The organism is Vibrio sp. QJM3NY_26, assembly GCF_057786005.1.
On the sequence record NZ_CM173516.1, the window covers coordinates 181,467 to 203,819 of the forward strand.

Annotated in this window: 19 protein-coding genes; 8 read left to right on the plus strand and 11 right to left on the minus strand. The window is 43.9% G+C overall.

Translation table 11 applies throughout. The annotated features are described in order from the left end of the window. The first annotated feature begins 182 nt into the window (after window positions 1–182). Window positions 183–1,448 (plus strand): L-methionine/branched-chain amino acid transporter, encoded by a 1,266-nt coding sequence (gene yjeH, locus AC3CH4_RS16315; RefSeq protein WP_488544036.1) that lies wholly within the window; start codon window positions 183–185, stop codon window positions 1,446–1,448. Between the two features lie 46 nt (window positions 1,449–1,494). Here yjeH and pdxR read toward each other — a convergent pair whose 3' ends face one another. Continuing rightward, window positions 1,495–2,952 (minus strand): MocR-like pyridoxine biosynthesis transcription factor PdxR, encoded by a 1,458-nt coding sequence (pdxR, locus tag AC3CH4_RS16320; RefSeq protein WP_488544037.1) that lies wholly within the window; start codon window positions 2,950–2,952, stop codon window positions 1,495–1,497. A 90-nt stretch (window positions 2,953–3,042) separates the two neighbouring features. Between pdxR and AC3CH4_RS16325 the strand changes: the two genes are divergently transcribed. Both AC3CH4_RS16325 and AC3CH4_RS16330 read left to right on the plus strand, forming a co-directional pair. Beyond that, window positions 3,043–3,702: a pyridoxamine 5'-phosphate oxidase family protein gene (locus AC3CH4_RS16325; protein ID WP_488544038.1), complete on the plus strand. Its 660-nt coding sequence runs from the start codon at window positions 3,043–3,045 to the stop codon at window positions 3,700–3,702. An 81-nt stretch (window positions 3,703–3,783) separates the two neighbouring features. Continuing rightward, window positions 3,784–4,689, plus strand: a complete 906-nt coding sequence (locus AC3CH4_RS16330; protein ID WP_488544039.1) for an urea transporter — start codon at window positions 3,784–3,786, stop codon at window positions 4,687–4,689. Here the strand turns inward: AC3CH4_RS16330 and AC3CH4_RS16335 are convergent. The 10 genes from AC3CH4_RS16335 to AC3CH4_RS16380 all read right to left on the minus strand — a co-directional run bounded on the left by AC3CH4_RS16335 (window position 4,686) and on the right by AC3CH4_RS16380 (window position 16,058). Continuing rightward, window positions 4,686–6,005, minus strand: coding sequence for a BatD family protein (locus tag AC3CH4_RS16335; protein WP_488544040.1), 1,320 nt, complete (start codon window positions 6,003–6,005; stop codon window positions 4,686–4,688). The two genes, AC3CH4_RS16330 and AC3CH4_RS16335, sit on opposite strands and share 4 nt — an antisense overlap. Further along, window positions 5,992–7,587, minus strand: a complete 1,596-nt coding sequence (locus AC3CH4_RS16340) for a vWA domain-containing protein (protein ID WP_488544041.1) — start codon at window positions 7,585–7,587, stop codon at window positions 5,992–5,994. The genes AC3CH4_RS16335 and AC3CH4_RS16340 overlap by 14 nt, the downstream gene beginning before the upstream one ends. Continuing rightward, window positions 7,584–8,750 carry a VWA domain-containing protein gene (locus AC3CH4_RS16345; RefSeq protein ID WP_488544042.1) on the minus strand — a complete coding sequence of 389 codons (1,167 nt, stop codon included), beginning with the start codon at window positions 8,748–8,750 and terminating at the stop codon, window positions 7,584–7,586. Before AC3CH4_RS16345 ends, AC3CH4_RS16340 begins: the two co-directional genes overlap by 4 nt. Beyond that, window positions 8,737–9,249, minus strand: coding sequence for a DUF4381 domain-containing protein (locus tag AC3CH4_RS16350; protein ID WP_488544043.1), 513 nt, complete (start codon window positions 9,247–9,249; stop codon window positions 8,737–8,739). Before AC3CH4_RS16350 ends, AC3CH4_RS16345 begins: the two co-directional genes overlap by 14 nt. After that, window positions 9,239–10,183, minus strand: a complete 945-nt coding sequence (locus AC3CH4_RS16355) for a DUF58 domain-containing protein (protein ID WP_488544044.1) — start codon at window positions 10,181–10,183, stop codon at window positions 9,239–9,241. The genes AC3CH4_RS16350 and AC3CH4_RS16355 overlap by 11 nt, the downstream gene beginning before the upstream one ends. 11 nt (window positions 10,184–10,194) lie before the next feature. Next, window positions 10,195–11,223 (minus strand): AAA family ATPase, encoded by a 1,029-nt coding sequence (locus AC3CH4_RS16360; protein WP_488544045.1) that lies wholly within the window; start codon window positions 11,221–11,223, stop codon window positions 10,195–10,197. Between the two features lie 63 nt (window positions 11,224–11,286). Beyond that, window positions 11,287–12,318: a tetratricopeptide repeat protein gene (locus AC3CH4_RS16365; RefSeq protein ID WP_341633966.1), complete on the minus strand. Its 1,032-nt coding sequence runs from the start codon at window positions 12,316–12,318 to the stop codon at window positions 11,287–11,289. Further along, window positions 12,315–12,848: a hypothetical protein gene (locus AC3CH4_RS16370; protein WP_171316545.1), complete on the minus strand. Its 534-nt coding sequence runs from the start codon at window positions 12,846–12,848 to the stop codon at window positions 12,315–12,317. The genes AC3CH4_RS16365 and AC3CH4_RS16370 overlap by 4 nt, the downstream gene beginning before the upstream one ends. A 12-nt stretch (window positions 12,849–12,860) precedes the next feature. After that, on the minus strand, window positions 12,861–14,171 hold the full coding sequence (locus AC3CH4_RS16375) for an anaerobic sulfatase maturase (protein ID WP_422938775.1): 1,311 nt from the start codon (window positions 14,169–14,171) through the stop codon (window positions 12,861–12,863). Window positions 14,172–14,477: 306 nt separating this feature from the next. After that, on the minus strand, window positions 14,478–16,058 hold the full coding sequence (locus AC3CH4_RS16380; protein WP_171327989.1) for an arylsulfatase: 1,581 nt from the start codon (window positions 16,056–16,058) through the stop codon (window positions 14,478–14,480). Window positions 16,059–16,276: 218 nt separating this feature from the next. Between AC3CH4_RS16380 and AC3CH4_RS16385 the strand changes: the two genes are divergently transcribed. The 5 genes from AC3CH4_RS16385 (at window position 16,277) to AC3CH4_RS16405 (ending at window position 22,317) form a co-directional block, all read left to right on the plus strand. Further along, the gene (locus AC3CH4_RS16385; RefSeq protein ID WP_065205855.1) at window positions 16,277–17,056 is read left to right on the plus strand and encodes a response regulator transcription factor; all 780 of its coding nucleotides are present in this window, start codon (window positions 16,277–16,279) and stop codon (window positions 17,054–17,056) included. A 479-nt stretch (window positions 17,057–17,535) separates the two neighbouring features. After that, on the plus strand, window positions 17,536–18,963 hold the full coding sequence (locus tag AC3CH4_RS16390; RefSeq protein ID WP_488544046.1) for a sodium-dependent transporter: 1,428 nt from the start codon (window positions 17,536–17,538) through the stop codon (window positions 18,961–18,963). Window positions 18,964–19,215: 252 nt separating this feature from the next. Beyond that, window positions 19,216–19,539 carry an MFS transporter gene (locus AC3CH4_RS16395; RefSeq protein WP_488544047.1) on the plus strand — a complete coding sequence of 108 codons (324 nt, stop codon included), beginning with the start codon at window positions 19,216–19,218 and terminating at the stop codon, window positions 19,537–19,539. A gap of 2 nt (window positions 19,540–19,541) precedes the next feature. Next, the gene (locus tag AC3CH4_RS16400) at window positions 19,542–20,765 is read left to right on the plus strand and encodes an HlyD family secretion protein (RefSeq protein ID WP_488544048.1); all 1,224 of its coding nucleotides are present in this window, start codon (window positions 19,542–19,544) and stop codon (window positions 20,763–20,765) included. Window positions 20,766–21,144: 379 nt separating this feature from the next. Next, on the plus strand, window positions 21,145–22,317 hold the full coding sequence (locus tag AC3CH4_RS16405) for an OmpP1/FadL family transporter (RefSeq protein WP_488544049.1): 1,173 nt from the start codon (window positions 21,145–21,147) through the stop codon (window positions 22,315–22,317). Window positions 22,318–22,353: the final 36 nt, after the last annotated feature.

Below are 22,353 nucleotides of genomic sequence, written 5' to 3' on the forward strand. Positions count from 1 at the left end.
TTATGACAGCCGACACTTTCACGCTTAATCAAATTAATACCGTTAAATTGACGGTGTCTTAAGACGTTTCGCTAGCTGCATTATTAATATCGACAATGTATGCTCTCATTCATAGCATCACCCAAACATCAGAAGACAGGCATAAGAAGGCCGATATGATAAGCCAATAGCTAGGAGAGCGAATGACACAACTCAAACAAGAAATCACCTTGATCTCAGGAATAGGACAACTCTCAACAACTTTGCTTGGCACTGGACTCTTTATGATTCCCGCAATTGCCGCAGGCATCGCCGGACAATTGTCTTTAGTCGCATGGTTGATCTTGTTTATCGCTATTTGCCCAATAGCACTCACCTTCGCCGCATTAGGGAAACGCTACCCCAATGCAGGTGGCACGGCCTATTTTGTTCGCCAGGCGTTCAGTGAGCGATTAGAAACCAGCGTAGCTTGGTTGTTTGTGAGTGTTATTCCTGTCGGTATTCCGGCGGCCATTGCATTGGCAGGAGGTTTTGCACAACAACTATTGCCAGCACCTCTCGACACACCACTTGGTGCTCAGTCCTTTACCGTCGCTCTGCTTATTGCTGTCAACTTGATGGGCAGTAAGTCTTCTGGCCGCTTACAAACGGTGATCGCCTTGTCGATTTTTGCCTTGGTTAGCGCCTTTGTTTGGAAAGCCGACATCACAGCAGCTGACATCGCCGTTCCGACCATGACGTCCGATTCAATGTGGTCGATTGGCGCTGCTTTGGCGGTCATGTTTTGGTGCTTTGTCGGGATAGAAGCCTTTGCTCACATGGGAGAAGAATTTAAGAATCCACAGCGTGACTTTCCCATCGCGATCATTGCAGGGTGTTTTGTTGCGGGTATCGTCTATTGGGCTTGTTCAGTGGTTATTATTAAGCTAGGCGCTTATGGTTCACCAGAATTTGATGCTGCATCCATCCCGTGGGTGACAGAGCAACTGTTTGGCAATGGCTTTAAAACCGTCATCAGTGTTCTTGGCTTCTTTGCTTGTTTTGCGAGCCTAAACCTTTACACACAAAGCTTGTCTCGTATGATTTGGGCTCAGGCTCGCCAACACACTCCTACAAGTAGAATGGCTCAACTCAATAGCCGTGGCGTACCACTTTACCCAACCTTAACAATTGGCTTTGTCGCGCTTATCTCTTGTGTGATTGGTGAGCTATCTGATTTGGACCTTGAATTCTTCCTTAAACTCGCCAACGGTATTTTTGTTCTGGTTTATCTGCTTGCGATGTTAGCGGCTTGCCGATTGCTGACTGGCGCATCTAGATACACCGCCATGCTCTCATTGGTCATCTGTACCTTGGTGTTTATCTGCTTAAGTTGGTCAATGCTCTATGCTGTGACTATTTTTGTGACATTGTCACTCCCTTGGCGAAAATGGTTGGGTAAACCCACCGTTTCTATCAACAAGTTATAACTCGATTAATGATGAATCGACAGATTGTAAGCAAGCCCTACCAATATTACTGATAAAAAAGCCGAGCGATCTGTTTGATCTTCGGCTTTATCTCAGCCAAACGGATATTTCCAAACCCTAGCACTGCCCCATTCCAATCACGAGCATCACTTGATCCATATTCATAAAAGTCAAAAGGACGAATGATGATATTTTCAAGCTCGGCTCTACGGCTCCACTCATGTTCAGATATCCCTTGATACCACTTCACGGTCACATGTAGCCCTGCAGCCTGACTGATCACTTCAAGATCGCCATGAAACTCGCTTTCAATCGCTTCTATCATGGCTTCATACTTGAGTTTGTATGAACGACGCATCTTTCTAATATGACGCAGCAAGTCGCCTTCGCGAACAAAATCCGCCAACGCTTCTTGTGTATGTGACGGCGTGTCTCCGGTGAGCGCATCTTTAATCTCAAGACACTTCGCCACCAAATTTTCAGGCACTACTAAGTAACCTAGTCGCAGGCCATTGAACATCACCTTGCTCATGGAACCGACATAGATGATTCGGTCATCGAATCCCAATTTGCCCGCTAAGCCTTGCATGCTGGTATAAGGGCGATGAGCAAACTGGAACTCACTGTCGTAATCATCCTCAATAATCCATGACTGATGTTTGTTAGCCCAGTCGATCAGCTTGAGGCGTTGCTCAGTATTGAGGGTCGTGCCCATTGGGTATTGGTTACTCGGCGTGACATAGAGAGCCTTAGCATTACTGGACAACACTTTTTCAATATCTAATCCAACCTTTTCACGCACACTCACACCGTCTAGCTCTAGCCTCAACAGATCAATGATTTTATGCACTTGTCGATAGCCCGGCTCTTCCACAAGGATTTTGTCGCCCATCGTTAACGTCGCCATTAATCCGACTGAGATGGCTTGCTGCGCACCAGCGGTGATGATGATTCTGTCAGCACTACAATTGACCGAGCGACTACTCGCAAGATACCCACTCAACGCTTCCCTCAAGGCTAAGCCTCCCTGAACCTCTTGATTGCCCGCAATGTTCTGACGTGTAGAGTGACGTTGCAGCAGCCTCTGCCATTTCGCAAAAGGAAATGCATCTAAGTCAGGAACTCCAGGGGCAAAGCTGCGGTTAATGTCGTTAGGTGTCGCTATGTTTGCCATCGGTTGACTTATTACGTGCTTAACCAGTGCATCCTGAACACTGTTTGGCTGAGACAAACTTAGGAAGTGCTCTGGCTGTTCAACCGAGACATAAAACCCTGAACCTTGCTTGCTCTCGATATAGCCTTCGGTGACCAGTTGTTCATACGCGTAAATCACCGTATTTCGACTCACCGATAACTCAACGGCCAGCTTACGCGTTGAAGGTAACTTGCAGCCTTTACTCCATAAATCATGCACGATCTTTTCTCTGATCGCGTGAAACAAGGCGGTTTGGCGCGTGTCGTGTTGTTCATCTAACCGTAGGTCACCCACATCAATAGGCTGCATAACTGGATCCAAATAGTGTTTAAAAGTGGCTCTATTTAATAGACCAGTTAATCGCTACATTAATCAAAAGGCAATGATTAAGGAGCGATTATGTTATCTAACACGAAAAGAACCACGATTAAAAAAGGGGCTCACAAAGCCGTATTTGAACAAGAGAAACTTCAACAAATCATAGATGAGAGCTTAATCGCACACATTGCATTACAAGGCGAACAAGGACCAATGGTTATCCCGATGCTTGCGTGGCGAGTCGATGACATGGTTTACATTCATGGCGCCAAAAACAGTCGCTTATTGAAAGGTCTGAAAAAGGGAGATCCAACCTGCTTAACGTTCACTCTGTTCGATGGTTGGGTGTTGGCTCGCTCTGCATTTCATCACAGTGCGCATTATCGTTCTGCTGTGGTATTGGGGTCATTCTCAGTCATCGATGACAACCAAGAAAAGGATCGCTTATTGAACATCTTCATTGAGCAAATCGCGCCGGGAAGAACCGACGAAGTCAGGCTCAGTAATGAGAAAGAGCTCACCGCAACCGAGCTATTAGCAATACCGTTAACGGAAGCATCCGTCAAAATTGGAAAGCACGGCGTGAATGATGATAAGGCTGACATGGATATTCCTGTCTGGGCGGGTGTGTTGCCTTATCGCACCGTTGTAGGACCATTAGAAACCGTTCCAGAGCAAGAAAGCATCATTGAAACGCCAGATTACCAACAAGCTTATGGTGAACGTTGGTATCAAAATTAACACACTTAGGTAGTCAAAAGGATGGAGTTATATACAATCTGAATTACAAAAAATTAACATGACTCATGATGTAATCAGACGATGAAAACGAATAAGGATATCCTACCATTTCAAGGCTTGCTCAATGGCATTGGGCAAGTCTATTTCACACCGTCTGCCATGACGTCGCTTTTGCTGTTGCTTGCCATTTCGATTGAATCACTTTCACTTGCTTTCCTTACCCTGCTTGGCGCAAGTTGCAGTTATGCATTGGCTCGTTATTCCATCAAACAAAGCAAAGACCTTGATAATGGGATGTTCGCGCTAAATGGTGCTTTAATTGGTTTATTTATCGGTAACTTTTTTGGTGTCACACCATTATTGGCTTTGGTGACTGTGTTAGGCGCGTTGCTCACAGTTCCCATTGCCAATATTGTATTCCGCTTTAAGAAATATCGCGGTTACACTAGCGCCTTTATCCTCACCTCTTGGCTGATTTATCTTATCCAATCAAGCTTAGGACTTTCGGTATTTTCTCCATCGAGCTCAGCATTGATACCAATAATCAGTTTTGAGGAAAACTCGTGGTTTAACCTGCCGCCAGTAGTGATCCCGCTCTTAAAAGGGATTAGCCAAGTCAGCTTTATCGAAAATGCATTGTCGGGGCTCGTTATCTTGCTCGCCATCGCACTTAACAATATCAAGCATGCCATTTGGGTTGTGTTAGCAGTAATAATTAGCACAGCATTTAGCGATTTGATTGGTGCTTCTGATGAACTGGTAGCTCAAGGTCTTTACGGGTACAACGCCATCCTTGCCACTCTTGCGCTTGTACTGTATCCACGAATCCCATGGGCCTTAATCCTATTAGGAATGCTGTTGAGCTGCCTTGTTACACTTGGTTTTCATGAACTGTCACTACAGCCACTCACCGCCCCTTTTATTTTAAGTACTTGGGGGATTGTCTATCTGTCTGAAGTGATGAAAAAAAATCGCGTTACCCGTTAACGGTTTAATCTACCCGATTTAACAAACAAGAGAAAAGCTATCAGTACTTTAAATAAGACTAATCGAGAACATTCATTCTTTCGTAGTTTTTCATGCTCAGAGCTTTTCTTATATCTTTGCCATATCATCTCAATACCTTCGACCATTTCTATTCTTGGAGTCAGCACTCTAGATTGAAAATGCTCAAGTAGAACCTGATAAATCGAATTCTCGAACAAAGGTATATCTTTCTTATGGATAGCTTGAGCTAAACAAAGCCATTTGCTTTTAGGCCTTGTTTTAACATAGCGGTACAACAATGCTGTACTCAAAGTCACAAGAACAACGATGACAGCGAGTCCGACCATTAGCATCTTGTACTGCTCCACAAAAGAAGCGAAGGTGTGCGACATTTGCCAACTTCGCTCAGGTAAGACAAGAGTTCTTTGCTGTTGATACTCTGAATCCCACCAAAAAACGCTAACCGCAGGAAGCGTAACCCGGCCAGCGTTGTTCACTATATAAGTCACCCTTTCTAACCTTTGAGCCAGACGCACACCCCTTTGCTCATCATCTCTATACTGAGTTGACTCAGGATATACCAAAAATTGACTCGTTAAGGTATCTGGAAGTGACGTAATTTCCGGCAAAAGTGCGCTGATGGTGTCGTGTGCAGATAATGTAATTTCACGGGTAATCGCGTCGCCCACACTGAGCTGTTCTTCCAAACCCTGTGAGCTTTCATTTTGAGAGACAAGCGTCCACTTTTCTTTCAGGTTAGCTTCAGTACCTGTTAACCATTTCTGATCAGAAGTCATATTGGCAGAAGGCTTATGAGCATTGAAAGACAAAGCCTTCGTCATCACCACCCCATCAACATTATTGCTGCCCTGCTTTACGCCAATCTCAAGCGCGACAGGAGGGATTTGATACTCTCCACTATGTAATGGGTAAAACACAATTTCCCAGAGTTGTTTGGAGTACACTTTCCCATCAATACGTTCTGTGGAGTTCACAGCAAAAGAACTCATAGGCAACACGACCGCATTATCAACCTCGATACGGTGCACCTTGGTGCCTTTGGTGAACCATGTGTCTGTCATCACTTCAATATTGAGAACGACCTGCTCATGCACGGCAATATCCGAACTGGCATGACTCAGCCAGGCATTAAGTTTTACACTGCCTTGATCATAGAGCGAGGCTAGCTGCTGGTTATAAACAATATTTGAGCTATAAACCAGAGTTTGACTGTAAGCTGAGAGCTGGCTATAAGCAAAGTGACTCATTAAGCTAATGACCAAACACAAAAGCTGAAATAACCTACTTAGCTTCATCTTTCCACTCCGTTTGGTTAGCCACCCCTTGCTGATACTGCAATGCAAACTTGGTTGAGATAAAGCTCGATAGATCACTCTGAACTCGCTTCATCCATTTTTCGTTGGCGCCTGGATCACTCAAGATTTGTTCAGCGGATAAGACTTCTTGAATCACTTGATCTTGTTCTACTTGCTGCTTTACACCATCCGAGCGTTCTGGCTTATCACCATTTTCTCGGCTCACCTGACGTTCATTGCTTTTCGATTGTTCCTTCGTAAAACTATCAATATAAGAAATAACATCTTCAACAATCTTTAAGTTATGAAGAGCTTCTTGATTGTCAGGGTATTGCTCCAAGATCTCTCGATACAAAGACCTTGCCGCAACAAACTCTTTTTGATTCGCCAATGAAGCCGCCGCACCTAATTGCCCCTGTAAGGTATCACTGCGCATGTAGAATTGTTGTGCCACTTCGTATTCGCCAGCTTGGTAATAGGCCGTTGCTTTCCAGTACTCATTTTCAAAGATTTGCGCGGCTTGTTGGTATTCTTGATCTTGATAATACAGAGCGCCCTGCTGATCTTTAGTCAGCCAAATATCGACCAACGAAAACTCTGCTGCGTATAAATTCGGGCTGTAAGTCGCGCTATAAAATAGATAAACCACAACGCACCACTGAACTAGCCAACCTTTTCTAAACCACAATAAATACGGTACCAGCACCACCCACACCAAAGGGTAACTTGCATCAAACCAAGGTTCAGCTTGATCTGCTGAGAGCTCAGCAAAAGACGTTATTTCCCAACTAAGATTTTCTATATCTTGGTCATCTTGAGTAAAAGCAACGAAATCACCATGCACCGAGCTGGCTAATTTCGATAGGGTTTCAATTTCCATAGGTAACGGGGACGGAACATCTTGATTGCCCACACCATAAACCAGCAGTTGATAGCCTTTGTCCTTGAAATAACCTTGATACTCACGGTAAGCCAGTTGATTAACGGCATCGGTCACCAACAATACCGTCGCATTGTCGGTTTCAGGTATCAGTTTATTTATGACAGGTAAGGTATATTCCGCAAACTTCCCCTCCCTTGGCATCACTTCGGGGTGAATAGCCTCTAATAAAGGCTTAAACACCGCAACATCTTGCGTTAAAGGCATCGCTAAATGAGCGGTACCCGAGTAGACGACTAACGCTGTTTTTCCTTTACCTTGCAGATCGATGAGCTCCGCTATTTTTTGTTTCGCTCTAAACAGACGACTTGGCGCAACATCCTTTTGCAACATTGACTCAGAGACATCGAGCACAATCACCAAAGGCGTAGTGTCTTCTGCAAAAGGCGAAGACTGACGATACCAACTGGGCCCGGAAGCAATCACTATCGCGACCAAGCAGATGATACTGAGCAAAAAGATCGGAAGGTGCTTAACACGAGACGACTCACCAACACGCAAAGCATCAGACAAGTGCTTGGGCAAATGGGTTACCCACGAATTCTGTTTTTGGCTGCGGCGCCAGTTCATGATCAACACCACAACAAGTGGCACGATTAATAGCAGCCATTCAGGGCGAATAAAATGAAAGTTTCCCATCATAAAGCCCTCGCTTTTAGAGTCTCAGGCGTGATACGAAGTCGCAAAACAGATCGAACCACCATAAACACTAAGTGATAGATGAAGGCGATAAGCAAAGGCACATAATGAAGGCTTTGTTTTGGCTGATAACGGTAACTTTCAAACACACTAGGTTCGAGTTCATTGATGGTGTCGTATACGTTATCCAGCTCAGTAGGTGACATCGCTAGAAAGCTCTGCCCTCCCGTTAACTTGGCAACAGTATCAATGACTTCCATATTAATCGCTTGCTCACCTGAAGTGTTCGGACTCCCCATTGCCACAAGATGAATTTTAATGTTGTGCGCAGCAGCCACTTTCGCGGCATCAATCGGCGGCACTAAGCTGTCGGTATCATTGCCATCGGTAAGTACAATCATCAAGTGATCTCGGCTAAGATGTTCGTGAGTAAGGCGCCCATGCTCATGTTTTTCAGGAGCAAGGTTTTTATGATCTAGGTTTTGATGATCTAAGTTTTCAGGAACAAGGTCTTCAGAAGAAAGCTGATCAGGTTGAGCGCTATCTAAGCCGGATGACAGCTCCTGCTTGTCTTTCTGATTCTCGGAAAGAAATGTCTTAATACCGAGTCCAATTGCATCGCCTAAATGAGTACTTTGCCCTGCTATTGCAGGCTCGGTTTCATTCAACAGCGCTAACCATGCCGTGTGATCAGCCGTAAAGGGCGATTGTAAAAAAGCAGAATCACCGAATACTATCAGGCCGAGTCGGTCGCCACTTCGCTTTTGACTGAACGTGTCCAACACCTCTTTTGAGGCCGCCAAACGAGTCACTTGGTTACCAGCACGATTAGAGAAATCGTCCGTTGCCATAGAGCCCGATAGATCCAAAACAATCATTACATCACGTCCAGCTAGCTCTCTCGTCTCTTCAGGCCCTAGCCAAACAGGTTTTGCAGCTGCCAGTACGACTAAAAGCCAACCTAGAATCAGAGAAGAACGTTGCCAAATACCCGCCTTAATCTGGTTTGAGCCTTTCTCAGCACTCAGACCTAAACTTGATGCCAACGCATCAAAAAAAGGCACTTTCAAGGCAATTTGAGGAGTTTGATGACTCGGCACAAAAGAGTAGATAAGAATCGGCAAGGGCAATAAGGTAAAGACCCAAAGGTATTCAAACTCGATCATCTGTCCCTCTCACATGGCTTTTTACCCACGTAATGGCGCTTAAACGAATCTGACTTACTTTACTTTCGGTCCAACCATAATCTGATGCGGGCTTGTAGATATCTTGTTGCCATTGCAACAAAAGCGCTCGGTCAAAAATGGGTTGTGTTGAAGAAACAGTGAGGAACTCACTCCATTCATTGCCACTGAGCATCGCAACCTTACTTCCAGGGAACGAGCAACAAGCCACCTGTTTCAACACGCTGTTGATTCTGCGTAACTCTTGTTGCAAGAACTGATCATTAATGGTGTCTTGTTTACTTCTACTGATCGCTTTTACCGCCAGACGACGATATTTGTTCGCTTTGTAGGAGTGAAAAAGGTGGAACGACTTCCAAGCCCCCCACACCAAAATCAGAACAAAGGTGACTTTCCAACCAATTGTTGTTGGCAACCAAATGACATCCACAGTAGAGGCAGGATCGATAAAACCTTTGAGTAAAACTCGATTATCGGACACGGCAGCCCCCACTCATTTTTTGAATAAAATCAGCGATGTGGTTCCCAGACGTGTCTAATCTAACCACATCAACTCCACCAGCACTCAATAACTGATGGATATCTTGGTAGCCCTGTTGAATTGCTTGGTTGTATCGATGAAGCCTCTCGTTCAATGCAGTATCAGCCAATAACTGCCACTCACCATCACTAATATGAATCGGTTGAGAAAATTGAAGTTCCAGTTCCATAGGGTCGTTGACAGCGATACCCATCAAATCATTGTGCTGCTTTAACCATTTGATTCGTTGAACATCTTGTTCTGTAGCATCATTGAAGTCGCTGATCATCACGATCAAACAACCCTTTAGCTTTTGTTGCGTTAGCTTAGTCAAAGCATCGGATAACCCTGAACCTGCGACTTCTTTACTTTTATGTTCTGCACGAGACAAATCTTGATTAGCGAGTGCCAGAGACTGAAGAATTCGTGCGACATGTGCTGAATGACGTTGTGGTTTATGCCAGTACAACTGCTCATTTGAAAAGATTAACGCTCCAATGCGATCACTGTCTTTTAAGACTTTCCAAGCACAGCAAGCAGCAACTTGAGCTGCCGCCACAGATTTCATGGTATCGACCGATGAAAAGAACATGCTACTGCGTTGATCGACGAGTAACACCACCGGCAGATCTTTTTCTTCACTTTGAACCCTTACATGAGGTTCAAGCATTCTCTGTGTGACATTCCAGTCAATACTGCGAATATCATCACCCATTTGATAGTGTCGAAACTCTTCAAAGTTAAGCCCTCGACCACGGTAACGAGATAAATGGTTACCCGCTTGTCGAGAACGGCTTTTAGCTATGGGTGGCAACGAGAAACCTGTCGACTTCAATTTTGTCGCCATCAGAGATTCAAAAGAACTAACAACCCTCACGTCATCGGACACATTCATAACAACGTTCCCTAAGAAAGAGGCACATTGAGCAGTAGCTCATCAACAATCTGCTCTGCTGTCACCGAACTCGACAAAGCATCAAAACTTGGAGTAATACGATGACCCAATACCGAGACCACGACCGTTCTCACGTCGTCTGGTGTCACATAATCACGCCCAGCTAGCCATGCGTGTGCACGGCTACATTTATCCAAGGCAATTGATGCACGAGGACTTACTCCAACATCGATCCATTTGTCTAAATTAGAATCTGGATACAGATGAGGAAAACGAGTAGCCATCACAAGATCCACAATATATTGCTTGATCGGTTGTGAGGTATGGATTCGCTTTACCGCCTCTTTGCCAGCTGCAATGTGCTCAACACCGCCTTCAAATGCCGCAGCTAGCAATTCATTTTGTTCTTGTTGTAGGGTTCCTGTATCCATACTCTTGTTCACTTCCTCATCCATTACTGCGAGTTCTTCCCTACGCACTAGATCAATAATCAACATTTCAGAGTCTCGGTCTGGATAGTCAACATTCACTTTCATCATGAAGCGATCCATCTGCGCTTCTGGTAACGGATAGGTGCCCTCTTGCTCAACAGGGTTCTGTGTTGCTATCACTAAGAAAGGTTCTGGCAATGACATGGTTTCACCCGCAACCGTCACTGTGCCTTCAGCCATAGCTTCTAACAGTGCGGCTTGAACTTTGGCTGGGGCTCGATTAATTTCATCGGCCAACACCATCGAACTGAAAATAGGGCCAGGTTGGAACGCCAGCTTCGACTGCTCTTGATGATAAATCTGCGTGCCAGTTACATCAGAAGGAAGTAGATCGGGCGTGAATTGCACACGGCTAAAGGCCATATTTAATTGTTCTGCCAATATTTTAGCGGCGCGAGTTTTTGCCGTTCCAGGAAGCCCTTCCAATAAAATATGACCGCCCGACAACAACGCAATCATCATAGATTGTGTAACATGAGCTTGGCCGATAATAGATAGGTTTGTCTGTTCAATTAAATGACAAACTGCTGCACGAGTATCTGTGGACATAACGTTACCTTGTAAGGCTACCTAAATAAGCTGTAGTACCTGAATTGGGATATCAGCATTGATTTAATTTGGCAGATAGAGTTGTTTTAGTTTTGAGACAACATTTTGAGGAGCGATAGATTCAAGCTCAGCAAGGCACGTATTCGCATCTTGTCCAGCATTCAACAATGTGTCGCACAAAGCATATAGATAAGCGGGTTGAGCATGATTTTGATAGATAGCTCGGTAGACAGTAATCGCAGTCTCAGCGTCATTTTCTCGGACCAAGGTCGCGTAGGTGTATCCGTAGGACCCGCTATTAGGTTCCAGATCATACGCATTTCTCAGGCGACGTAGCGCCTTCACTCTTTCCCCTGTTCGCAAGTAAGACAAGCCAAGGCTATAGTGCAATGCCGCTGATTCAGGGAACTCAATCAACGTTTGCTGTAGAACATGCTGAGCTTGTTCATCGTCATCAATACCTTTTAAATACTCTGCGTAAGCAATGGCAACCCTAGGCTCTTTACGATTCTCAAATCGATCTAAGTAGATCAGTTCAGCCTGTTGAAATTTGCTTTGTAAGGTGTAGATCCAAGCTCGCTCTAAATCACCATCAAGATCGTTGGAGAGTAAGGTTAGGTGCCTATCGATTGCTGGAGCCAAGCGGTCGAGATACTCACCGGATAACTGCGGCCAAAGAATAATCAAAGTTCGAACAGCCTGCGCTTCAACATCGCGGTCAACATCATCAAGTAATGGGGAGACAACATCCCACTTTGCTTTACCCTGCCACTGTTCTGCGGCTTGTATTGCCGCCAGGCGCATTTGTGGATGTTCAGAACGTGAAGCTCTAGCAACGGCAATAACCGAATTCGGGCCATAATATATCCCTAAGTTAACAGTCGCAGCTGCACGTTGATCTATGGCAAGAGCTTCATTTTGAGAGTACTCCGCGAGTAACTGCTCACGTTGCTCAGCAACAGTTACCACTTGGTTGACACTTGCATTATCTAAAGGTTGAACACTATTCGCCAGAGTGGCACAAGAATAAAAGCTAAGTAGCGTTCCAACAATAATAAGCAACACTGCTGACCAATTGATTAGCTTATGTTTCATACTGGATGACGCTCTATATACAGTTTCTGGGATAACTCTTCAGCTCTCACCATTAGAGCGTGCATGAAATAAATCTCATCTGTTTCCGCAAAATTATGGAATTCAAGCCATTGGTTTAACGCTTCAAGTGTTTGCGCTGGATCTACCTTTACTTGCTTATCACTCATGTAACCCAATGTTTTGAGAGCCGAAACTAACTCTTCATAATTAACCGGAGGCATCATCAACGTGATAAATTGCGGCTCATTAGTCATTAATAGTACATTGTAATTCGCATTCGCCACCTCGTAATTAGTACGTTTAGTCTTGTATTTTTCACCACATTGAGGGTTATTAGGGCGCTTTTGGCAAAGATTAAAAAGCGAAGCAAACTCTGTATATCGTTCACTCTTGGTATTAAAAGCCATATCAATCACAGCTTTTACCGATCCTTGATTAAATAGAGTGTCTGTAGGTGATACCGCGTTAGTCTGAGCGGTAACCGTTTGGCTAATCAGTGCAACAAGCAGCACAATAGTTTTTAGTTTCATCGGATAACGCCTCTATTTAAAATTAATCTTCATTGCATCGCCATTGATGCCTTTATTCACTGGGTAGCCCATAGTCGCAACAACCATTGAAATATAAGGGTCAATATGTGAGAAAAACTGCTTCCAGCCTGCACACAAATAGTTCAAGCCTGTTTCACCATCGAGGGTTTTAATGAAGCGATTTTTCGGACACTCACCAAAACAGGCAAACTGATAATTACACTCGCGGCACTGTTTAGGTAACGTTGACTCTTTTGCTCGGCCAAATTCTTCTTGGCCTTTTGAAAATTGCAGATCTTCAAGCTTGGCATCCTTGATATTGCCGAGCTTATATTCCGGGTAGACATAGTGATCACACGCGAATACATCGCCGTTGTGCTCAATAGCCAAACCTTTTCCACACATAGGAGCCAGTGTACAAAGCGGGTTAACTCGCCCCATCCACGTTTCAACACAAGATTCAAAATACGGAACATTCACTTTGCCGATGTCATTTTCCAACCACTCATCAAAAATGGTGCACAGGAAATCTCCCCATTGATGAGCAGAAACGCACCAAGATTCGACAATTGAATTCGGATGACTAGGCTCGGTTTCAGGCATACCTTGAAAAAGAATCTCTTCTTCTGACCACTTCTGTGGTGCTGTCTCTCGGAATGATTTTGGTTCTACGATCGGGATGAACTGCATCTGTGGAGAGCAAATTTCATCGCGCAGAAAGCGGTATACTTCGAGTGGGTTTGAACCAGTGAGGTTATTTACACAGGTCAGCGTCGCAAAGTTAACCTTGTGTTTATGCAGAATGCCTACACCTTTCATGGTTTGTTTAAACGTACCTCGCCCCGAACGGTTGGTACGGTATGCATTGTGAATCATCTCCGGCCCATCAATGCTCAAGCCGACCATGAAATTGTTTTTACTTAAGAACTTGCCCCAATCATCATTAAGTAACGTCCCGTTAGTCTGCAGGTTGTTCTCAATTTTCACGCCTTTTGGGCAGTATTTCTTTTGCAGGCGAACTACGTCACGAAAGAAGTTCACCCCTAGTAACGTTGGTTCTCCGCCTTGCCAATGGAAAACAATCTCTGGAAAATTTTGTTGTTCGATATAGGTTTTGATGTAGGTGTCGAGCATTTCTTCGCTCATTTGAGTCGCACAGCCACGCTCATGGCCTAACAACTCCTCTTTACTTAGGTAGTAACAGTACGTGCAATCAATATTACATGCGGAGCCAATGGGCTTAGTCATGATATTCATACGTTTCGCTGGGGCTGCTTTTGGCAACATAATGGTATTGTGTTGAGCTGATTGGGTCATTGTTATTCCTCTTCTCGTTCACTCACATTCACTGTGCGATTACTTCCCTAAGATGGAAACCTGTAACGGTTATCTGTGACTATTATTCAACAGCACTTAGCAGCCGTAATCAGTAGTATTACGGATTCTGTTCATTGTTCATGAGAACCAAAGGACGCCTAAAAACAAAAGAGCGTTAGAAAACAAAAAGAGCGATCACAAGGATCGCTCTTTTAAGTGGCTCATCAGTTTTTCAGCGAGGGCTGGCTTGACTCACCTATAAGCTCAATAATATGAGTTTATTACTCAATATTATTCGCTTGTTACTCAATACTATTGGTATTGAGCACGCTGCCAGATATTCATCTTCTCAACGATCTTGTCGATAGAGAAAGAACCCGGGACTTGGCGAGGTGGGAATTCTTGGAATGTTTTCAAGAATTGGAATGTGTAAGCTGCACCTAAGTACATGTATGGAACATGCTCAACACGCCATTGAGAGTAACCAATGCCATCTTTATGCGCATTTTCATACGGGTCTTGACGCAGGTTAAAGATATACGGGAAACGCAGTTCTTCGAACTGACATTGCCAAGTTTCAATACCGTGACATTCGTTTGCAGTAAACATCACTTTAAAGTCGCCCATACGAACAGCTGAAATATGACCATCATCAGCTGCATAAACGAAGCCCTTACGAGGCCAATCAACAGAGTTGTCTGCCGTTGTGTTGTTGCCTTTCTTAAGCGCTGGCATTAAGTCAAATCCATCTAAATGAACTTTGTACTCTTTACCATTAAGCTTTTTACCTTTCTTCAGGTCAGCAACAATATTTTTCTCGCCAGCCGCACCCAAGAATGTAGGAGCCCAGTCATTGTGCGCCGCAATTTCGTTTGCAACAGAGCCTGCTGGGATCTTGTTCGGCCAGCGCATCATTGCTGGTACACGGAAACCGCCTTCCCACGTCGAGTTCTTCTCACCGTAGTAACGAGATGTCGCACCATCTGGCCAAGACCATTTCTCTGCACCATTATCGGTGGTGTACGAAACGATAGTGTTATCAGCGATCTTCAGATCGTCCAGCTTATCAAGTAGTTGACCGACCATGTTGTCGTGCTCAACTAGACCATCACCGTATAGACCACCACGTTTTGATAGACCTTTTGATTCTTCTTTCAGGTGAGTCCAAACGTGCATACGCGTTGAGTTAAACCAAACGAAGAATGGTTTTTTCTCTTTATGAGCACGGTCGATAAAGTCTAAAGCAGCTTCTAGGAACTCTTCATCAACGGTTTCCATACGTTTAATCGTTAGAGCACCTGTATCTTCGATACGGCCATCAGCGTATGAATGGATAACGCCACGCGGGCCAAATTTTTTCTTAAAGCCTGGCGCTTGCGGGTAATCCGGATGCTCTGGTTCTTCTTCAGCATTTAGGTGGTAAAGGCTACCCATAAACTCATCAAAACCGTTAGCGGTTGGTAGATGTTCATCGCGGTCACCAAGGTGGTTCTTACCGAACTGACCTGTCATGTAACCTTTAGCTTTGAGCATGGTTGCGATTGTAGGATCTTCTTGGCGCATACCTTCAGCTGCGCCAGGCATGCCTACTTTTGTCAAACCAGTACGCATTGGGTGTTGACCCGTAATAAATGCACTACGACCAGCTGTACAAGAGTTTTCACCATAGAAGTCAGTAAACAGCACGCCTTCATTCGCGATACGATCGATGTTCGGAGTCCAGTGACCTGCTTGTCCTCGTGTATACGCCGAAATATTATCGATACCGATATCATCACCCCAGATAGCTAGGATGTTGGGGTGGCTTGTATCCGTTGTCGCATAACTTGCCATTGCAGTCGATGCAAGTGCCGCGCCCACCGCAAGTTGTAGGAAGGTTTTCTTTTTGAACATAGCTCAAGACCTTTTGTAATTTTAAAAGTAATTTCTTTCCGTGAGCTATTATTTAAGAAACTGAGGAATTGGTAATCAGTAGTATTACTGATTCAAAGAATACTGATATATCGAACATAGGTAATATTATTCGATTATATGGTTTAACATTTGACTTGCAGTCCGATAAAAAGCTAGCTTATACATAGTAATATTACTGTTGAGGTTGATTATTTACGATGAAAAATACTGCTGATATGTCTTTTGAGGATTTGGTGACAGAGCAATCCGATGCGCTAATTGGTTCGCCACCTAAAGACTTTGATGTGACTTGGCGAAAAATAGCGCAGTCAGTCTTAGATTGGTTTGAAATAGACAGAGTCACACTTTTCCCAAACTCAATGATCATACTCAATGATGGTAAGGTATCGACAGTATCGAGAGATGGCATCCCGGAACTTAAGAAAACAATCTTCATTAATGGTAATTATTTAGATTATTTTAAGCAGCTTCGAACAAAGAAAAGTTGGCTTACTTTTGATGATCAAGAAATGAGCAACCATAAAATATCCGTGATACAGACTTTACATGCAGAAGGCGGTCGTTGGCACGGTATCATTCCTCTAAAGCTATTTGGTCAAGACTGGGGGGCACTGTCTTTCTCTAGGTTCACCAGTGATTTAGAACCTTTAACAGAACAAGACATGAAACGCCTAAAACTAATTTGTGACATTTGGCTTTGCTACTGGCAGCATTCAACGATGGTACGTAATTTAAAACAAGACCAACCCACGAATGCGAATGAAAGTGAAAAACTTCTCTTATTATCGCCTAAACAATGCTCAGTTCTCACTCTGCTTGCTCAAGGTTTTACGGCAAAACAATGTGCAGAAAAATTGTTTTTAAGCCCTCGAACCATCGAGTCACATAAGTACCGAATGATCGATATACTGGAGCTTGAAAACAATACCGAGCTTGTCCAGTTTGCACTGCGCAACGGTCTTGGAATCGCCCAATAGTCCTTTCCCCCCTCATAAGTCTCACTCCTAATTGCTGAAAATCATGCATACCATTTTTGCATGATTTTCGTAATACTACTGCTTATAAAGCCAACGACAGGATTTAATTTAGAACATCAGCAAACCTACCCCCTAAATATATGTCTACCGCTATTGGTTCTATAATTTATAAAAGCCATCACAAATCCATATATATTCTCGTTCGCCTTCGCTTCTTGATTATTTACCTAGGGCTTGTCTATGTTTGTCAAAAATATACGGCCCACTGGTACTTCCTTTGGCATTAATAAAAAGTTGGCTCTTAGCAAAACCAACACGCGCTTATACCGTAATTCTACGGTTTAGCTTCACGTTCTCGCCCCTTACACTGCGCGGTGGTTTGAAGCAGTGCAGCGTTCATAACAACTGCACATTGCTCTCATAACTATAAAAACGTAATCAAATTCAATCATTTTATTTAGAACGCTTTCGGAGATGTTGTGGCAAGTAACCTTTCACAATCAAGAGATACATGGGGATCAAAGCTTGGCTTTGTAATGGCAGCAGCAGGGTCTGCTGTTGGCCTTGGGAATATTTGGAAATTCCCCTATACCGCAGGTGAGAGTGGTGGTGGCGCCTTCGTTCTTATCTACTTAGCCTTTGTTATTTTCATTGGCTTTAGTGTCATGCTAACGGAATTTGCTATCGGTCGACATACACAAAAATCAGCAGTCGGTGCATTTAAAGCAACCGACCGGCGCTGGACATTTACCGGCGTTATCAGCGTGGTAAGTGGCTTGTTAATTATGGGCTTTTACCCCGTAGTGGGTGGCTGGTCTATCGCTTACATCTACAAAGTGGCGACAGGCCTACTCAGCACTCCTGAGCTAATTGGAGATAGCTTTAGTGGTTTTATCTCGACCCCTGTAGAGCCATTAATGTGGATGAGTGTATACCTAATTCTAAACGTACTTATTGTGATGAAAGGTATTTCAGGCGGTATTGAAAAAGCAGGTAAAATCCTGATGCCAATGCTGTTCATGATCTTGGTTATCGTGTCTGTTAAAGGGTTATCTCTACCCGGTTCAAGTGCAGGTCTAACATTCTTGTTTAGTCCAGACTTTTCTAAAGTAGACAGCAACGTAGTACTTGCTGCACTCGGACAAGCCTTCTTCTCTTTGAGCTTAGCAACAGGTTGTATGATCACATACGGTAGCTACCTAAAGAAAAAAGAGAACCTAGTACAAACCACAGCAATGGTCGTTGCCATGGACAGCGGTGTTGCACTACTGGCTGGCATCGCAATGTTCCCTGCAATGTTTGCATTTGGTATAGAGCCAGCGGCAGGCCCAGGCTTGGTGTTTGTTGTTGTACCACAGCTCTTCGCAGAAATGGGTGGCGTGATCGGCTTACTATTCGCACTGCTTTTCTTCGTTGGTCTCAGCGTGGCTGCGCTTACTTCTTCAGTATCTCTATTAGAAGTTGCTGTTTCATACTTAATCGATGAAAAACAGATGACACGCTTTAAAGCGGTGTTGATATCAAGTATTACGATGATCAGTATGTGTACCCTTTCGTCGCTATCACTTGGTGGTATTGGCCCTAAGTTGTTCGATACTGGTGTATTCGATATCTTCGATCTGTTGACTGACAAGATCTTCTTAGCCGTTTGTGGCATGTTCATCTGTATCTTTGCGGGTTGGAGGTTGAACAAGAAAGATCTAGAAAATGAAATCACTAACAACGGTGAAATATCGTTTCCTCTGTTTAACCTTTGGTACGGCTTGGTTAAATACGTCATTCCTTTTGCAATCGCAATCGTTGCTTTTTTGGGCGTGAAGGCTGGTTTTGACAGTGGCAAAGGCGAAGTCATGTTAATGGGTATCGCATTTATCGCGTTCACCGCGGTGATCTCTAAACGATTCTAATACCCGTTCCTGTTCGAACGATAACTTACTTAAGCCTGTCGTCAGAGACAGGCTTTATTTTTGGCCTTCCATTCAATCTACCTCCCCTTTTAGATTCGTTCCAGATCATGTTTTCCTCTACTAAAAGTTATGACCCGTATTTTTACTGATTCGATCTCTTAACCAGCTACGTACTATCACGATAATCGTTCACCACTACGGTCGGTGAAACAACTCTGGCTCAAATTTTAACTACACACTTTAGGAAGCTTTATGAGTTTAATAACTATGCCTTTTGTCGACACTGGTTTCGACATTGGCCTACATGTTGTAGCAGCAGTAGTACTCATCGGTACTATTGTTGGAGCGTTCTATGCATTTTGGAAATTTCACGAATTGCCAATCCACCACGCAGACAAGAAAAAGCACGGTCAGATGGGGTTAGTTACCATACTCACCTGGATAGGATTTATCTGGCACTGGGTTTGGGTGCTTGCTGTAATCATTGCGTTTATCGATACAGAACAAAGCATACGTCGTATTCGTCATATTTGGCATGACACTACACCGACTCAAATGACAAAGGCAGGAGAATAACAATGTTAGAAGGTTTAGCTGTTTGGGCTTTGTTTATTTATTTGCTTCGTCTTGTAGGCATGCCTTGGACCAAACCATTTAAGATTTTTGCTTATGGTGGTGGTTCGTTCTGGCTTGTATTTGTTTGGGTTGGCCTAATTACTTGGGCACCAATGGATCTATCTGGCGGTTCTGTCGTGCAATCTCCGCATATTCAATTAAGACCAGGTTCAACACGAATCACGGGGAATATTGAATCTCTTCATATCTCGCCGAATAGTGAGATCAAAAAGGGTCAATTAATTTACGAGCTTGACGATGACTCATACGTTAATGCCGTTGACAAAGCAAAAGCACAACTAGCGATTGCTAAGATGGGCCACAAAGCTGCTGTACAAGATATCAATATCGCAAAGACAAACTACCAAGCTTCGCTTGAAGACATTGAGATAATCAAGAACCAGATATTAGCAGCAAAACAAGATCTGACGCTAAAGCAACGTACGCTAAAGCGCTATGTTGACCAGAATGCAAGAGTAAAAAGTACGATTACCGAAAGCGTTCTTGACCAACAGCGAACAGCCGTTGAAGTTGCGAAGAACCAGTTAACAATCATCGAATCTCAATATCAAAAGTCTGAAATTACGGCAAATAAGAACCTAAATTTAATTGAAAAATCACAAATTTCTATGACGAGCAAAGAGGCTGACCTTCAAAATAAAAGAGCAGCACTAGCCCAGTCAGAATGGGATTTGGCACAAACAAAAATCTACGCACCAACGGATGGTTATGTAACCAACTTTATGGCACGTGAAGGTCAGTTTGTTGGCACAATACCTCGCTTAAAAATGTACAGCGACGAAAAATTCGTCTTGATGCGAATTAACCATCAAGCGTTTAGAAACATCAAAGTAGGCCAAGAAGCTGAGTTTGCTACCGCGATTTATCCTGGGAAAGTATTTAACGCTCACGTAGAGGGTATTGTTGAAGCGACAGGTGAGTCTCAAGGTTCTTTGCTTGCTCGTGAAACAAACGTCCGTGCCACAACAGGCAAGAACGTCATGAACAAGCACCACTTTGTGCGTCTGCGTATCAACGAACCTGAAGGCTATGACATACCAGTGGGTGCCGTTGGGCTCGCTTGGGTTAATGCAGAAAAGCCTATTCCATTCTTGAATTTCTTGAACGTCATTCGCGGCATCATTATCCGAATGAAAGCTCAGATTTACTTCATATATAGCATGTAAGACTATGAATAAATTCCATAAGATTTGTGATTTCATAGATGTTACGCATAGGGAAAAGAGTCAATTGATTCTATTCTCAGCATTCATTTATCTTGTTTTACGCTGCACTTATTAGTTAATTCACGATAACAAAACACATCAGAAACCCAGCAACCTTCCCCCTATAGGCTGCTGGGTTTCTTAACTTAATGAAAACTCCACCTTCAGCGAACAAGGCTTTTGGCTAGTACTCTTCTCGAAATCACATTGTTTTCGGAACTTTCAATACTTGGAATTGATTCAATACAGAAAAAATACTGAATATCTCCAACCAGTCCTTCCTTACACTATCTGCAGTTTATTAATCCATGCCCTCAAAGCTAACCTGCAGGAAACCACCATGAGAAAAACGGCTCTCGCTTTACTTATCTTTTCAAATCTAGCCAATGCTAGTGGCACACTCATGCAAGAAGCGACTTATGCAAATGCAGGTGCCGCTGGCGCTGGCGACGGCGTTTATACCGAGACCGCTACTGCTGCGTATACGAACCCTGCAACCATGTCCCACATGGGTCAAAGCAAAACGACAGTTAATGCCATGGTTCTAGATCTGCATATGGATTACACCGATACGCCAGACCAAAACAATGGTAACTTTGGCAAAGCCCAAGGAGATGCAAGTGCACATACCGTTATGCCATCTATCGGTATTTTCCATGTCACTCAATTAAACGAAGATGTCCACTTAGGCCTGATGTTTGGTTCTATTGGTGGCACAGCTGTTGAGTATGGGACAGACTGGGAAGGAGCTATTGGTTTAGACGAGGCCTTGGTGACAGCAGTTCAATTCAACCCTGCGTTGAGCTTTAAAGTGACAGATAAAGTGTCTATCGGCATCGGTGCTCAGCTTAACTACGGTATCCTAGAAGCAAAAACCTCTACGTTAGAAACGGATCTAGACGGCGACTTTGCATGGGGCTTTAACGCCGGTGCAATGTACCAAGAAGACGATTGGGCAGTAGGTTTAAGTTACCGCTCGAAACTAGAACACGAATTTGATGTGGATGTTACTTCAAATGTTGATAGATTAAACACTTTAAGTACTGATCTAATATTCCCGACTATCGTCGACCTAAGTGGTAGCTACAACCTCAATCCACAATTAGCTCTTTTGGGCTCGGTACAGTGGCACAAATGGAGTGACTACCCAGAAACACCACTTTATGCCAATGGCAGTGATAGCGCGCCAGTAGCTGTAGACCGCGACTGGGACGACGTTTGGAAGTTCGCCATCGGTACCGATTACCAACTAAACGCAAAATGGGCTCTAAAAGCAGGCTTCTCTTACGAGACGTCGCCACAAGATGACCCAACCAAGCAATGGGTTGACTTACCTGTTGGCGAACAATACCGCTATTCTGTGGGCGCTAGCACGCACTGGGACGACGTACGTATCGACATGTTCTATGAATTTGCTGACCTAGGTACTGTTGACATTGAAAGAACCAACGTTGATGTAACGGGTTCATTCGACGGCCATATTCACTTCATTGGTGCTAACATCACTTTCTAATGTTGCTCGCAGTAACTTCAAACGCTGAACTCTCGA

Excerpts from the sequence above, each read along its gene's own strand:
- yjeH (WP_488544036.1), top strand. The coding sequence starts at position 183 with ATGACACAACTCAAACAAGAAATCACCTTGATCTCAGGAATAGGACAA.
- pdxR (WP_488544037.1), bottom strand. The coding sequence starts at position 2,952 with ATGCAGCCTATTGATGTGGGTGACCTACGGTTAGATGAACAACACGAC.
- AC3CH4_RS16325 (WP_488544038.1), top strand. The coding sequence starts at position 3,043 with ATGTTATCTAACACGAAAAGAACCACGATTAAAAAAGGGGCTCACAAA.
- AC3CH4_RS16330 (WP_488544039.1), top strand. The coding sequence starts at position 3,784 with ATGAAAACGAATAAGGATATCCTACCATTTCAAGGCTTGCTCAATGGC.
- AC3CH4_RS16335 (WP_488544040.1), bottom strand. The coding sequence starts at position 6,005 with ATGAAGCTAAGTAGGTTATTTCAGCTTTTGTGTTTGGTCATTAGCTTA.
- AC3CH4_RS16340 (WP_488544041.1), bottom strand. The coding sequence starts at position 7,587 with ATGATGGGAAACTTTCATTTTATTCGCCCTGAATGGCTGCTATTAATC.
- AC3CH4_RS16345 (WP_488544042.1), bottom strand. The coding sequence starts at position 8,750 with ATGATCGAGTTTGAATACCTTTGGGTCTTTACCTTATTGCCCTTGCCG.
- AC3CH4_RS16355 (WP_488544044.1), bottom strand. The coding sequence starts at position 10,183 with ATGAATGTGTCCGATGACGTGAGGGTTGTTAGTTCTTTTGAATCTCTG.
- AC3CH4_RS16360 (WP_488544045.1), bottom strand. The coding sequence starts at position 11,223 with ATGTCCACAGATACTCGTGCAGCAGTTTGTCATTTAATTGAACAGACA.
- AC3CH4_RS16365 (WP_341633966.1), bottom strand. The coding sequence starts at position 12,318 with ATGAAACATAAGCTAATCAATTGGTCAGCAGTGTTGCTTATTATTGTT.
- AC3CH4_RS16370 (WP_171316545.1), bottom strand. The coding sequence starts at position 12,848 with ATGAAACTAAAAACTATTGTGCTGCTTGTTGCACTGATTAGCCAAACG.
- AC3CH4_RS16380 (WP_171327989.1), bottom strand. The coding sequence starts at position 16,058 with ATGTTCAAAAAGAAAACCTTCCTACAACTTGCGGTGGGCGCGGCACTT.
- AC3CH4_RS16385 (WP_065205855.1), top strand. The coding sequence starts at position 16,277 with ATGAAAAATACTGCTGATATGTCTTTTGAGGATTTGGTGACAGAGCAA.
- AC3CH4_RS16395 (WP_488544047.1), top strand. The coding sequence starts at position 19,216 with ATGAGTTTAATAACTATGCCTTTTGTCGACACTGGTTTCGACATTGGC.
- AC3CH4_RS16400 (WP_488544048.1), top strand. The coding sequence starts at position 19,542 with ATGTTAGAAGGTTTAGCTGTTTGGGCTTTGTTTATTTATTTGCTTCGT.
- AC3CH4_RS16405 (WP_488544049.1), top strand. The coding sequence starts at position 21,145 with ATGAGAAAAACGGCTCTCGCTTTACTTATCTTTTCAAATCTAGCCAAT.